At 65.5% G+C, this 12,363-nt stretch carries 13 protein-coding genes; 8 read left to right on the forward strand and 5 right to left on the reverse strand.

All coding sequences use genetic code 11. The features are described from left to right. The first annotated feature begins 103 nt into the window (after window positions 1-103). Both PSTAB_RS05215 and PSTAB_RS05220 read left to right on the forward strand, forming a co-directional pair. Window positions 104-556: a flavodoxin gene (locus PSTAB_RS05215; RefSeq protein ID WP_011912321.1), complete on the forward strand. Its 453-nt coding sequence runs from the start codon at window positions 104-106 to the stop codon at window positions 554-556. Between the two features lie 106 nt (window positions 557-662). After that, window positions 663-1,439, forward strand: a complete 777-nt coding sequence (locus PSTAB_RS05220) for a class II aldolase/adducin family protein (protein WP_013982002.1) — start codon at window positions 663-665, stop codon at window positions 1,437-1,439. A 12-nt stretch (window positions 1,440-1,451) separates the two neighbouring features. Here PSTAB_RS05220 and PSTAB_RS05225 read toward each other — a convergent pair whose 3' ends face one another. The 3 genes from PSTAB_RS05225 to olsB are packed head-to-tail and all read right to left on the reverse strand — an operon-like array spanning window position 1,452 to window position 3,577. Further along, window positions 1,452-2,021: an acyl carrier protein phosphodiesterase gene (locus tag PSTAB_RS05225; protein WP_013982003.1), complete on the reverse strand. Its 570-nt coding sequence runs from the start codon at window positions 2,019-2,021 to the stop codon at window positions 1,452-1,454. Between the two features lie 38 nt (window positions 2,022-2,059). After that, window positions 2,060-2,833: a lysophospholipid acyltransferase family protein gene (locus tag PSTAB_RS05230; RefSeq protein WP_013982004.1), complete on the reverse strand. Its 774-nt coding sequence runs from the start codon at window positions 2,831-2,833 to the stop codon at window positions 2,060-2,062. After that, window positions 2,834-3,577 carry an L-ornithine N(alpha)-acyltransferase gene (gene olsB / locus PSTAB_RS05235; RefSeq protein ID WP_013982005.1) on the reverse strand — a complete coding sequence of 248 codons (744 nt, stop codon included), beginning with the start codon at window positions 3,575-3,577 and terminating at the stop codon, window positions 2,834-2,836. Window positions 3,578-3,742: 165 nt separating this feature from the next. Between olsB and PSTAB_RS05240 the strand changes: the two genes are divergently transcribed. The 4 genes from PSTAB_RS05240 (at window position 3,743) to PSTAB_RS05255 (ending at window position 6,994) form a co-directional block, all read left to right on the forward strand. Next, window positions 3,743-4,630, forward strand: a complete 888-nt coding sequence (locus PSTAB_RS05240; protein ID WP_041771659.1) for an acyl-CoA dehydrogenase middle domain-containing protein — start codon at window positions 3,743-3,745, stop codon at window positions 4,628-4,630. A 263-nt stretch (window positions 4,631-4,893) separates the two neighbouring features. Next, the gene (locus PSTAB_RS05245; RefSeq protein WP_041771661.1) at window positions 4,894-6,051 is read left to right on the forward strand and encodes a phospholipase D-like domain-containing protein; all 1,158 of its coding nucleotides are present in this window, start codon (window positions 4,894-4,896) and stop codon (window positions 6,049-6,051) included. A gap of 55 nt (window positions 6,052-6,106) precedes the next feature. Further along, a complete protein-coding gene (locus PSTAB_RS05250; protein WP_013982008.1) occupies window positions 6,107-6,688 on the forward strand; it encodes a DJ-1/PfpI family protein in 582 nt (193 codons plus the stop codon). Window positions 6,689-6,772: 84 nt separating this feature from the next. Beyond that, window positions 6,773-6,994, forward strand: coding sequence for a VF530 family protein (locus PSTAB_RS05255; protein WP_013982009.1), 222 nt, complete (start codon window positions 6,773-6,775; stop codon window positions 6,992-6,994). Between the two features lie 62 nt (window positions 6,995-7,056). Here the strand turns inward: PSTAB_RS05255 and PSTAB_RS05260 are convergent, their stop codons facing one another. After that, a complete protein-coding gene (locus PSTAB_RS05260; RefSeq protein WP_013982010.1) occupies window positions 7,057-8,580 on the reverse strand; it encodes a fumarate hydratase in 1,524 nt (507 codons plus the stop codon). A 195-nt stretch (window positions 8,581-8,775) separates the two neighbouring features. Here PSTAB_RS05260 and PSTAB_RS05265 point away from each other — a divergent pair, with 195 nt between their 5' ends. After that, window positions 8,776-9,906, forward strand: coding sequence for a GGDEF domain-containing protein (locus PSTAB_RS05265; protein ID WP_013982011.1), 1,131 nt, complete (start codon window positions 8,776-8,778; stop codon window positions 9,904-9,906). Next, window positions 9,899-10,846 (forward strand): iron-sulfur-binding ferredoxin reductase, encoded by a 948-nt coding sequence (locus tag PSTAB_RS05270; protein WP_041771662.1) that lies wholly within the window; start codon window positions 9,899-9,901, stop codon window positions 10,844-10,846. Before PSTAB_RS05265 ends, PSTAB_RS05270 begins: the two co-directional genes overlap by 8 nt. Window positions 10,847-10,897: 51 nt before the next feature. Here PSTAB_RS05270 and pyk read toward each other — a convergent pair whose 3' ends face one another. Further along, window positions 10,898-12,346, reverse strand: coding sequence for a pyruvate kinase (gene pyk, locus PSTAB_RS05275; RefSeq protein ID WP_013982013.1), 1,449 nt, complete (start codon window positions 12,344-12,346; stop codon window positions 10,898-10,900). Between the last annotated feature and the right edge of the window lie 17 nt (window positions 12,347-12,363).

Below are 12,363 nucleotides of genomic sequence, written 5' to 3' on the forward strand. Positions count from 1 at the left end.
CCTGTGCGAAGTTTAGTTCCGTATCGCTGGTGCTTCCTGGTTGTGCGTCGCAGTGTGGAGATTGCGGCATAATGCGCGGCTTTGAATTGCCTCGGAGCGCAGCATGAAAGTCGCCATTCTTTCCGGAAGCGTCTACGGCACGGCTGAAGACGTAGCCCGCCATGCCGAACGCCAGTTGAAGGCCGCCGGCTTCGACGCCTGGCACGATCCCCGCGCCCAGCTGCAGCAGATTCTCGACTTTGCGCCCGACGCGCTGCTGGTCGTGACCTCCACCACCGGTATGGGCGAGCTGCCGGACAGCTTCATTCCCCTGTACACCGCCATTCGTGATCGGTTTCCGGCCTGGAGCGGCCTGCCTGGTGCCGTCATTGCGTTGGGCGACGCCAGCTACGGCGACACCTTCTGTGGCGGTGGTGAATTGATCCGCGAGCTGTACGCCGAACTGGGCGTGCGTGAAGTGGTGGAGATGCTGCGTCTCGATGCCAGTGAGACGGTCACCCCGGAAAGCGATGCCGAGCCCTGGCTGGAGGCATTCGCTGCAGCCCTGCGCGGCTGATCCTGGCTCGCCGGGCCAACGGCCTGGCTGCAAGGGCAACTGCCGCCCTGTCGGCGGCTGGCTAGAATCGATGGCACCTTCACGACAATAACAAGAGGTGCCCTCGATGACTGCGCTGCACACCCTGCCTTCGCTTCAGCCCCAGGTCAGCCCCGCCGAATGGCAGGCGCGGGTGGACCTCGCCGCCTGCTACCGACTGGTGGCGCTACACGGCTGGGATGACCTCATCTTCACCCATATCTCGGCGAAGATTCCCGACACCGAGCAGTTCCTGATCAATCCGTACGGGTTGATGTTCCATGAAATCACCGCCTCGAGCCTGGTCAAGGTCGACCTGGCCGGCAACAAGGTGATGGACACCCCCTACGAGATCAATCCCGCCGGCTACACCATCCACAGCGCGGTGCATGAGGTTCGCCACGACGTCGGCTGCGTCATGCATACCCATACCGCCGCCGGGGTCGCCGTGTCGGCGCAGCGTCAGGGGTTGCTGCCCATCAGCCAGCAGTCGCTGTTCGTCCTGGCCAGCCTGTCGACGCACGGTTATGAGGGGGTCGCACTGAACCACGAGGAAAAGGCGCGACTGCAAGCCGACCTGGGCGAGGCCGGCTTCATGCTGTTGCACAACCACGGCCTGATGACCTGCGGCGGCAGCATCGCCGACACCTTTCTGATGATGTTCATCTTCCAGCGCGCCTGCGAAATCCAGGTCATGGCACAGGCCGGTGGCAGCGAACTGATCGCCATTCCGGAACAGATCCTGGCCGGTGCCAAGGCCATGGCCGCCGGGGTGACCCGAACCCGCTCGGGCATGGGTGGCGCGCTGGCCTGGCCGGCCCTGCTGCGCAAGCTGGATGTGCAAAGCCCCGGTTACGATGCCTGAGGCACAAGCGCCTCAGGCCGTTCTGGCGAATTGCTGAAGCGCTGGATAGAAGTCGCGGAAATCCTGGAGCAGCGGTTCGTACAGCTGCTCCAACTCCGCCAGCCCGCCGGCCAGGCCATCCGGTCGGCTCAGGCGCCGGCTCATGTTGGCCAGCACCCGTTCCAGTACCTCGAATTCGCGATAACTGCCCAGCCAGTCGTGCGCGGCCATGTGCGGCGCGATCACCGCAAGCTTGCCTGGCAGCTCGGGTTCGGCAGCCAGTACGCCGTAGACGCGCTGGGTAAAGCGCTCGAGGGGCTCGCTCGAATAGTCCGCCCAGTTGGCCGCCAGGCAGTGATCGAAGAACAGGTCTATCAGAATGCCGGCATAGCGGCGTCGTTCGCTGGGGAAGCGGCTTTTGGCCTGCAGAACCAGCGGATGACTGTCGGTGAAGGCGTCGATCTGGCGATGCAGGCGGATGCCGGCTTCGATCTCGGCCGGCCAGCGACCCTGTAGCGGTCCCTTGACGAAGTCGCCGTAGAGGCTGCCGAGCAGGTCGCCCGGCTGCGGGCCGCCGAGGTGAAGGTGTGCGAGATAGTTCATGGGCGAAGCTTAGCGCAGCTACCGTGTCCTGGGACGCCTCAGGCTGCCTCGCGCAGCTGCCCGCGCGACTCGGGCCGCAGCGCGTCGGCGATCGCGTGCTGCGCGGCGGTGGCGATGGCCTTGCGGTCGAGCGTGCGCGTATCGATCGGCGGCAGCAGGCGGATTTCCACGTCGCAGCTATCGCTCGTCAGCAGGCGATGTAGATGGTCGGGCAACTCATCGTCGCCGATGAAGGGTGCGATGGTGTCCCGTTCGCCGTTGCGTCGATAACGGATGGCAACCGGCTGCACCGCGCGCCCTGCATCGATGGCGCAGGCGAAGAGCCGAGAATGGAAGGTGCGCACTTCCTTGCCATCGGTGGAGGTGCCTTCGGGGAAGATCAGCAGATGGCGCCCCTGGAGCAGGTGCGTGGTCAGTTGCCGATTGACCAACGCCGCGTCGCCGCTTCCACGGCGAATGAACAGCGTGCCGGCCGCCTGGGCGAGCCAACCCAGCGCGGGCCAGGCGCGGACCTCGGCTTTGGCCAGGAAGGACAGCGGCGCGAGCATGCCCAGCAGCGGGATATCGCACCAGGAGACATGATTGGCCACCCACAGCATCGGCTGCGCCGGCAGCTCGCCCGTGACGCGCACGCGAAAGGGCAGAGTGGCCGCCAGTCGGGCGAGAAACCACCGGGTCAGCTGCTGCTTGCGCAGGGCCGAGACGGGCACCGCGCCGCGTTCGGCAAGCCCCAGCGCGGCCGCCACGATCAGGCCGCTCAGAACCACCCCGGCAACCCGCAGCAGACGCCAGTACAGGCGCATGCGCGGCATCTACACCGCTGCCTTGAAATGGCGTGCGTAGCGCGGACAGAGCTCTTCGCGCTTGAGCAGGATGAACACGTCGGCCACCTGGAATTCCGGATCCCAGCAGGGCTCGCCGCAGATCTTCGCGCCGAGGCGCATGTAGGCCTTGAGCAGCGGTGGCAGCTGGGCGGTGACGTTCTCCGGCAGCTCCTGTGCGGGTAGCGGCGTACGCGGCTCGGCGTGCAGCAGCTCGGTGCTGAGGTGGCTGTCGCGCAGCCGCTGCATGATGGCGTGGGCCTGGATACCGCCGTCGCGCATGGGGATGCTGGCGCAGCCCATCAGGTAGCGGTAACCGCCCCGATTGAGTTCCTCGGCCAGCTCGCTCCAGAGCACGGCGATGGTCGCGCCGTTGCGATAGGCCGGCGCCACGCAGGTGCGGCCGATCTCCAGTACCGGCTCGTCCAGCTGCGCCAGGCCATGCAGGGCGAACTCGCCTTCGCTGTAGAAGCGGCCCAGCTGGCGAGCGGTAAGGTGATCCAGCAGGCGGGTGGTGGCGACCAGTTCGCCGCTGGCCAGGTCACGCACGCCGATATGCCGGCAGTGGCTATCGAAATCGTCCATGTCCAGGCCCAGTTCGGCGCCCTGCAGCCGAGCCTCGAACTCGCTGCTGAATACGCGATAGCGCAGGGCCTGGGCTTCGCGCAGGGCATCTTCACCTTGCAGGCGTTCGGCTTGAAGTTGACGTGTACTGCGGTCGACGATGGCATTCATGCTCTGTCTCCTTGTCCGCCGTGGCAGTGGCGGGTTGGCGATGCATCGCGAGCGTCTGGTTGTTATCGTTGGGCTCGCCTGGTCTGGCTGGATCAGGCTAGGGGCCGGGCATGTCGCCGCTGTGACGAACGGATGATGGTTGGATGACGGCGTGAAACCTTGGAGATGAGCATGTCGTGGGCAGAATTGATCGGGCCGCTGCAGCCCATCGCGGCTAGCGCCGGGCTAAGCGGCTGGTATGAAGATCTGTGCGCAGCGGCTGGCCGCTCGGGCACGCTGGGCCTGGCGGTACACGGTGGGCGCCTGGCGGCGACGCCAGGGTTGGCCTTTCTTGCCGGCTATCAGGCAGCGCTGCGGGCGCTGTGGCCCGAGGCGCCGGCAGGGCTGGGGGCGCTTTGCACCACTGAACGACGCAGGCTGCGCCCCGCCGACATGACCACGCGCTGGGACGGCGTGCAGCTCAATGGCAGCAAGGACTTCGTGACCACAGGCGATGCGGTGCAGTGGCTGCTGGTCTCGGCCCGGGAGGAGGGTGCCGACGAGCCGCCGCGCCTCGGCCTGTTCGCCGTCGAGCCGACCGCTGCTGGCGTAGCGCTGACCCCGGGCCCGAGTCTGCCGATCGTTCCCGACATCCCTCATGCCCGTCTCCAGCTGGCTGGCGCGCCGGCGAAGCGCCTGGCCGGCGATGGCTGGAGTGACTACGTCAAACCTTTCCGTACCCATGAGGATCTGCACGTGTTGGCCGCGCTGACCGCCTGGCTCTATGGTGTGGCGCTGCGCGAGCAGTGGCCGCGCGACCTGGAGCTTCGCCTGCTGGCAATCCTGGGCGGCGCGGCGGAAGTGGCCCGACTGCCAGCCGACGAGCCCGCCACGCACCTCCTGTTGGCCGCACAGCTCGAGCAGTTCGCTGCGCTGCAAGGGGGACTCGACTCGGTCATGGCTCGCGGCGAAGTCGCGGCGCTCTGGCAGCGCGATCGAGGCGTGCTGGCGCTGGCGCGAGATGCACAGGCGCGCCGCCTGGAGCAGGCCTGCCGCGCGCTCGGGCTGGGCTAAAAGCCTGCTGGCGGGAACTCTGTCTGCCCGTGGCGAGCCTATAGGGATCACCCGTTTGCGCCGGCGCCTGCCACGCCAGCCATTGCCTTGCCGAGGCGCGCGGGTAAGCTACCGCGCTGCGTCCGTCTTGCGCGGATCGACGCAGCCTTCTGCGTTTGCTTCGGGATGTCGACCGGAAAAAGGGATTTCATGTCGTATCGTTGTTGCTCTGCCATGTCGCTTCGCCGGGCTGCCGGCGCGTTCAACCCGGGTGATGCCTGGTGATGCTGGCCGGTGCCGTATTTCCCTGGCGCAGCGACAACCGCTTCCGTCTGCTGATCGACGGGCCGCAGTTCTTTCCCGCCATGATCGAAGCGATCGAGCGCGCAGAGCGGCGCATCGATCTCGAGCTGTATCTGGTGGAGGACGGCCATTGCCTGGAACGCATGCTCGAGCCGCTGGTGCGTGCGGCGGAGCGGGGCGTGCGCGTGCGCTGCCTGTTCGACGGTTTCGGGTGCCTGAAGATGAGCCAGGCCAATCGCGACCGCATGACTGCCGCCGGGATCGAGCTGCGGCTGTACAACCCGCTGTCGCTGCGCCTCAAGCTGCGCAACCTCCATCGCGATCATCGCAAGCTGCTGCTGGTGGACGGTGGCGTCGGCTTCGTCGGTGGCACCGGTATCACCGACGAATTCTGGAACCCGCGCAAACCTGCCGTGCACTGGCACGAGGTGATGGTCGAGATGTTCGGCCCACTGCTGCAGGACTGGCAGGAACTGTTCGACAGCCAGTGGGTGCACTGCCTGAGGCGGCGGATCTGGCAACTGCCCCTGCCGAGCCGTGCACCGCGCATTCCTCAGGTGCCCGAGGGGCCGGGCCTGGGTCGCGTCGCCTATGCCGCAGCGCGTCAGCATCGCGACATTTTGCTCAGCCTGTTGCGCAACCTGCGCCGGGCACAGACGCGTATCTGGCTGGCGACACCCTATTTCCTGCCCACCGGCAAGGTGCGTCGCGCGCTGATCCGGGCGGCACGCCGTGGCGTCGACGTGCGCCTTCTGCTCACCAGTCGCAACACCGATCATCCACCGGTGCGCTATGCCGGTCAGCGCTTCTACCCACGCCTGCTGCGTGCCGGCGTGCGGATTTATGAATATCAGCCACACTTCTCGCACCTGAAAATGGTGCTGGTCGATGACTGGGTCAGCGTCGGCTCATGCAACTTCGACTATTGGAACCTGCGCTGGAACCTGGAGGCCAACCTCGAAGCGATCGACGCTTCACTCAGCGCCCAGGTCCAGCGGAGTTTCGAGCGCGACTTTCAGGACAGCAGCGAGATCGATCTGGCCAGCTGGTACGCCAGGCCGCTGCATCTGCGGCTCTATCAGCGCCTGTGGGGCGCGATGGACCGTCTGCTGGTGAACATTTTCAACCGCAACGGCTGACGGTCGTTGTGTACCGGAGCAAAGGCTCCAGACCCGCGCGAAAGAGGACGATGCAATGGCAGCAAAGAACATTGTGATGCTGGTGGGTGACTACGCCGAGGATTACGAAACCATGGTGCCGTTCCAGGCCCTGCAGATGGTTGGCCATCGCGTGCATGCGGTGTGCCCTGACAAGAAGGCCGGCGACACCGTGCGCACCGCGATCCATGATTTCGAGGGCGACCAGACCTACAGCGAGAAGCCGGGCCACAATTTTGCGCTGAACTTCGATTTCACCGCGGTGCGTGCCGAGGACTATGACGCGCTGGTGATTCCTGGCGGCCGCGCGCCGGAGTATCTGCGCCTGAACGAGCAGGTGCTGGCGCTGGTACGGGCCTTCGACGAAGCCGGCAAGCCGATCGCTGCCGTCTGTCACGGCGCACAGCTGCTGGCCGCCGCTGGCGTGCTGAAGGGCCGCGCCTGTAGCGCCTATCCAGCCTGCGCACCGGAGGTGAAGCTGGCCGGCGGCGACTATGTCGACATCCCGGTGGACCAGGCGCACACCGAAGGCAATCTGGTCAGCGCCCCGGCTTGGCCGGCGCATCCCGCCTGGCTGGCGGGCTTTCTCAAGCTGCTCGGCACCGAGATAAAGCTGTAGGATGCCCTGCGTGCCGTCTCGCATTTGCCGGGCGGCACGCATGACGACCCCGCGGCTCGTGCCGCTTCAGCAAGAGTGCCATTCGTGTCTGCCACTCCCAACGATCCCCTTCATGGCATCACCCTTGAAGCCATGCTCACCGAGCTGCATGCCCACTATGGCTGGGACGGCTTGGCCCAGCGCGTCGATATCCGTTGCTTCAAGAGCGAACCGAGCATCAAGTCGAGCCTGAAATTCCTGCGCAAGACGCCATGGGCGCGGCAGAAAGTCGAAGCGCTGTTCGTCCAGTTGCGCCGCCGCGGCTGATCAGGCGGTGTGAAAGCGAAAAGCCCGGCACTAGGCCGGGCTTTTCGTTTCCGCGCAGATGCTTACTGCACCTCGACCGCCAGGCTGTCGGCGATCTTCTTCTGCCAGATCGCCGGACCGGTGATGTGCACGGACTCGCCGTTGGTGTCGACCGCGACGGTGACCGGCATGTCCTTCACTTCGAACTCGTAGATCGCTTCCATACCCAGTTCGGCGAACGCCAGCACCTTGGACTTCTTGATCGCCTGGGCCACCAGATAGGCGGCTCCGCCGACGGCCATCAGGTACACGGCCTTATTGTCCTTGATCGCCTCGATGGCGATCGGGCCACGCTCGGACTTGCCGATCATGCCCAACAGGCCTGTGCTTTCCAGGATCTGCCGGGTGAACTTGTCCATCCGGGTCGCCGTGGTCGGGCCAGCCGGGCCGACCACTTCGTCACCGACCGGATCGACCGGGCCGACGTAGTAGATGAAGCGTCCCTTGAGGTCCACCGGCAGCTCTTCGCCCTTGTTCAGCATGTCGACCATGCGCTTGTGCGCGGCGTCGCGGCCGGTGAGCATCTTGCCGTTGAGCAGGATGGTCTCGCCCGGCTTCCAGCTCTGCACTTCCTCCGGCGTGATGCTGTCCAGATCGACGCGGCGGGCGCTCGGGCCGGCTTCCCAGACGATTTCCGGGTAGGCGTCCAGTGGCGGCGCTTCCAGGCTGGCCGGGCCGGAGCCATCGAGCACGAAGTGGGCGTGACGGGTGGCGGCGCAGTTCGGGATCATGCACACCGGCAGCGAGGCGGCGTGGGTCGGGTAATCCATGATCTTCACGTCGAGTACGGTGGTCAGGCCACCCAGGCCCTGGGCTCCGATACCCAGCTGGTTGACCTTCTCGAACAGCTCCAGGCGCAGCTCCTCGATGCGGTTCTGCGGGCCGCGGGCCTTGAGCTCATGGATGTCGATCGGCTCCATCAGCACTTCCTTGGCCATCACCGCGGCCTTTTCCGCGGTGCCGCCGATGCCGATGCCGAGCATGCCCGGCGGGCACCAGCCGGCGCCCATGGTCGGAACGGTCTTGAGCACCCAGTCGACGATGGAGTCGGACGGGTTGAGCATGGCCATCTTCGACTTGTTTTCCGAACCACCGCCTTTGGCGGCCACATCCACCTCGACTTTGTCACCGGGGACGATGGAGTAATGGATGACAGCCGGGGTATTGTCCTTGGTGTTCTTGCGGGAACCTGCCGGGTCGGCCAGGATCGAAGCACGCAGCACGTTTTCGGGCAGGTTGTAGGCGCGGCGTACGCCCTCGTTGATCATGTCGTCCAGGCTCATGGTGGCGCCATCCCAGCGCACGTCCATGCCGACGCGGACGAAGACGGTGACGATGCCGGTGTCCTGGCAGATCGGGCGGTGACCAGTGGCGCACATGCGCGAGTTGATCAGAATCTGCGCCATGGAGTCGCGGGCGGCCGGGGATTCTTCACGCAGGTAGGCTTCGTGCATCGCCTGGATGAAATCCACGGGATGGTAGTAAGAAATGAACTGCAAAGCGTCGGCGACGCTTTGAACCAGGTCGTCTTGCTTGATCACGGTCATGCAGCGCGTCCTCATGGCGGGGCGGTAAGAGGCGCGTCGGGAGTGGCAGTCGACGCGCCGCGAAAAAATGCGCGGCAGTATAACGCGTCAGACTGCGCGGTACACGGACGGACCAGGAGCGATGGGAATGCCGGCTAGGTTTTTGTTTTCGGTAAGCGTAGAGTGCGGCAAATTGCCACAGTGGGATGGATCCCTATGAGTGCGATGCGTTACGAGACCGATGAGCGATCGCTGCAGCAGTTGGTCACTCGGCGATTCGCAATGGCGTCCGTCACCTATGGCTTGGCCCTGCTGCTGACCTGGGTGGCCGTGGCGAGTGGTTTCTACGAGGCGCCGATCGCCAGCGCGGTGGTGCATTCGGCGCTGATCGTGGTGAGTCAGCTGATGTTCTTCTGGCTGTTCCACCGAGGCATCAATCTGCGCTTCAAGGATCCCAGCCTGACCGAGCCACAGGTGCTGGTGGGACTGATCTGGCTGACCTATTTCCTCTTCAACCTGGGGAGCGCACGGGGCTCACTGCTCGTGCTCTATCTGCTGGTGTTGATGTTCGCGGTCTTTCTGCCGCCCAAGATCTTCATCCGCTACGCCTCCCTGGCATTTCTCAGCTTTGTCGGCCTGGCCGCGCTGGACTACTACCTCGAGCGCCCGATGGACACCACGGCGCTCGCGCTACAGGCCAGCGTGCTGCTGGTGACGCTGATCTGGATGTGCCTGTTCGCCGGTCACGTATATCGCCTGCGCCAGCGCATGCGCCAACGTCGCTATGCGCTGCAGGCGCACCAGGACACCCTGCGCGGCATGATGCGGCAGCTGGAGGACCTGGCCTCCACCGATGAGCTGACTGGGCTGTACAACCGTCGACGTTTCCTGCGCATCGCCGAGGGCGACCTGAGTCGTCTGCGCAAGGGGCATCAATCGGGCCTCGCGCTGATCGACCTCGATCACTTCAAGCGGATCAACGATATCCACGGCCATGCCACTGGCGACCGCGTGCTGCAGACCTTCGCCAAGGTGGCCCGCTCCTGCCTGCGTGACGACGATGTCTTGGCCCGCTACGGCGGCGAGGAGTTCGTCCTGCTGCTGCCGGAAACCGATGCCGAGCAGTTCCGTGCCTGCTGTGAGCGTTTGCGCGAAGCCTTCGCCAGTGCCGAGCCGGAGGATGCCGAGATCGCGGCCGGCCATCTCAGCCTGTCCATCGGTCTGACCCTGTTGAACGCCGGGGATGAGCTGGATGCCGCCCTGCAGCGGGCGGACGAGGCGCTCTATCGAGCCAAGCGGGCCGGGCGCAATCGCTGCGAGGCGGCATGGGATACCTGCGATGCCTGAACTCCGCTGCGCCGGACGTCGTTGGACCGTACCAACCGAGAGCAATCTGCTCGACGCGCTGACGCTGGCTGGCGTGACGGTGCCCTCCAGCTGTCGCGCCGGAAGCTGCCATGCCTGCCTGGTGCGATGCGTGGCAGGGGAGCCGCGTGACCTGCAGCCGGAGCTGCTGCGACCCGAGCAGCGCGAGGCCGGCTGGCGGCTCGCCTGCCAGTGCCGGGTCGACGGCGATCTGAGCGTGGAGGTGTTCGATCCTCGTCGCGACGGGCTGGCCACGCGGGTGCAAAGGCTGGAGCGGTTGGGCGCCGATGTGCTGCGGCTGCGTCTGTTGCCGGAGCGGCCGCTGCGCTATCGGGCTGGTCAGCATCTCTTGCTCTGGACGGCGGCAGGGGTGGCCCGGCCATATTCTCTGGCCAGCCTTCCCAACGAGGATCCCTGGCTGGAGTTTCATATCGACAGCAGCCGACCCGGGGCCTTCTGCGACTTCGCGCGTGAATTGCGTCCCGGCGACTTGCTGCGGCTGGGCGAACTGCATGGAGGCGCGTTGGACTACGAGCCGGAATGGTGCGAGCGACCCTTGCTGTTGCTGGCGGCCGGAACCGGACTGGCACCCCTCTGGAGTCTGTTGCGCGAGAGCTTGCGCCAGGGCCATCGCGGGCCGATCCGGTTGTTGCATGTCTGCCGTCAGGGGCATTACCTGAAGGAGCCTCTGCAGGCCTTGGCGCGGGCGCATGACAACCTGCAACTGGAATGGATCAGCCATGAAGAGCGGGATCGCATGCTGAGTACGCTGCGGCCCACATCGCGCCGTGATGTCGCGCTGGTCTGCGGCGGTCCATCGTTCGTCGACGCCTGCGCCCGGCGTCTGTATCTCGCTGGTCTGCCGCGCGGGCAGATATTCGGCGATGCCTTTATCAGCGCCAACCAAGCCGGCGTCTCCTGAAAGCACAAAGGCCGGCAAGATGCCGGCCTTTGTGTTGATGCGCTGGCGCGATTACTGATCGCCGACGCGCAGGATCTTCATTGTGTTGGTGCCGCCGGTGCTGTCGTGGTAGCTGTCACCCTTGGTCAGAATCACCCAGTCGCCCGGTTGCACGATGTTGCGCTTGAGCAACTCTTCCACCGCGATCTGGCTGACCTTGTCCGCCGGCAGAGCTGCCGGATCGAACGGAATGGTCTGCACGCCGCGGAACAGCGCAACCCGTGCCTGGGTTTCGCGGTGCGGCGAGAAGGCGAAGATCGGCACCGAGGAGCGGATGCGCGACATGATCAGCGGCGTGTAGCCACTTTCGGTCAGGGCAATGATCGCCTTGACGCCGGGGAAGTGGTTGGCGGTGTACATCGCCGCCAGGGCCGCGCTTTCGTCACAGCGCTCGAACTGCTGGCCGAGGCGGTGACCGGACTTGGTGCTGGTCGGGTGCTTTTCCGCACCGCAGCAGACGCGCGCCATGGCCTTGATCGCTTCGATCGGGTATTCGCCTGCGGCGCTTTCCGCCGACAGCATCACCGCGTCGGTGTAGTCGAGTACCGCGTTGGCTACATCGGACACTTCGGCACGGGTCGGCATCGGGCTGTGAATCATCGACTCCATCATCTGGGTCGCGGTGATCACCACCTTGTTGTGGCGACGCGCGTGCAGAATGATCTTCTTCTGGATGCCCACGAGTTCGGCATCGCCGATTTCCACGCCGAGGTCGCCGCGCGCCACCATCACGCCGTCGCTGGCGCGGATCAGGCCGTCCAGTGCCTCGTCGTCCGCAACCGCTTCGGCCCGCTCGATCTTGGCGATCAGCCAGGCGCTGGAGCCGGCTTCGTCGCGCAGGCGGCGGGCCAGGTCCATGTCAGCCGCATCGCGCGGGAAGGAAACGGCCAGGTAATCCAGCTGCAGGTCGGCGGCCAGTTTGATGTCGGCCTTGTCCTTGGCAGTCAGCGCCGGTGCGGTCAGACCGCCGCCGCGACGGTTGATGCCCTTGTTGTCGGACAGCGGGCCGCCGATCAGCACGGTGCAGTGCAGTTCATCGGCCGTGGCGTTGTCCACGCGCATTACCACGCGCCCATCGTCCAGCAGCAGCTCGTCGCCAACACCGCAATCCTTGACCAAATCCGGGTAATCGATACCAACGACTTCCTGGGTGCCGGCGTCGCGCGGGTGGGTGACGGAGAAGCGGAACTGGTCGCCTTCCTTCAGCTCGATGCGCTTGTCGGTGAACTTGGCGATGCGGATCTTCGGGCCCTGCAGGTCGCCTAGCAGTGCGACGAAGCGGCCATGGCGAGCGGCGATCTCACGGACCAGCTCGGCCCGGGCACGGTGCTCGTCGGGGCTGCCGTGGGAGAAGTTCAGGCGGGCGACATCCAGCCCGGCGATGATCATCTTCTCCAGCACATCCGGCGAACTGCTGGCCGGGCCCAGGGTGGCGACGATCTTGGTGCGACGCTGAATCATTCAAATGGCTCCTTCTT

The sequence above is a fragment of the Stutzerimonas stutzeri genome (assembly GCF_000219605.1).
Lineage (GTDB): Bacteria > Pseudomonadota > Gammaproteobacteria > Pseudomonadales > Pseudomonadaceae > Stutzerimonas > Stutzerimonas stutzeri.

Coding starts and splice junctions, on each gene's coding strand:
- PSTAB_RS05215 (WP_011912321.1), top strand. CDS start 104: ATGAAAGTCGCCATTCTTTCCGGAAGCGTCTACGGCACGGCTGAAGAC.
- PSTAB_RS05220 (WP_013982002.1), top strand. CDS start 663: ATGACTGCGCTGCACACCCTGCCTTCGCTTCAGCCCCAGGTCAGCCCC.
- PSTAB_RS05225 (WP_013982003.1), bottom strand. CDS start 2,021: ATGAACTATCTCGCACACCTTCACCTCGGCGGCCCGCAGCCGGGCGAC.
- PSTAB_RS05230 (WP_013982004.1), bottom strand. CDS start 2,833: ATGCCGCGCATGCGCCTGTACTGGCGTCTGCTGCGGGTTGCCGGGGTG.
- olsB (WP_013982005.1), bottom strand. CDS start 3,577: ATGAATGCCATCGTCGACCGCAGTACACGTCAACTTCAAGCCGAACGC.
- PSTAB_RS05240 (WP_041771659.1), top strand. CDS start 3,743: ATGAGCATGTCGTGGGCAGAATTGATCGGGCCGCTGCAGCCCATCGCG.
- PSTAB_RS05245 (WP_041771661.1), top strand. CDS start 4,894: ATGCTGGCCGGTGCCGTATTTCCCTGGCGCAGCGACAACCGCTTCCGT.
- PSTAB_RS05250 (WP_013982008.1), top strand. CDS start 6,107: ATGGCAGCAAAGAACATTGTGATGCTGGTGGGTGACTACGCCGAGGAT.
- PSTAB_RS05260 (WP_013982010.1), bottom strand. CDS start 8,580: ATGACCGTGATCAAGCAAGACGACCTGGTTCAAAGCGTCGCCGACGCT.
- PSTAB_RS05265 (WP_013982011.1), top strand. CDS start 8,776: ATGAGTGCGATGCGTTACGAGACCGATGAGCGATCGCTGCAGCAGTTG.
- PSTAB_RS05270 (WP_041771662.1), top strand. CDS start 9,899: ATGCCTGAACTCCGCTGCGCCGGACGTCGTTGGACCGTACCAACCGAG.
- pyk (WP_013982013.1), bottom strand. CDS start 12,346: ATGATTCAGCGTCGCACCAAGATCGTCGCCACCCTGGGCCCGGCCAGC.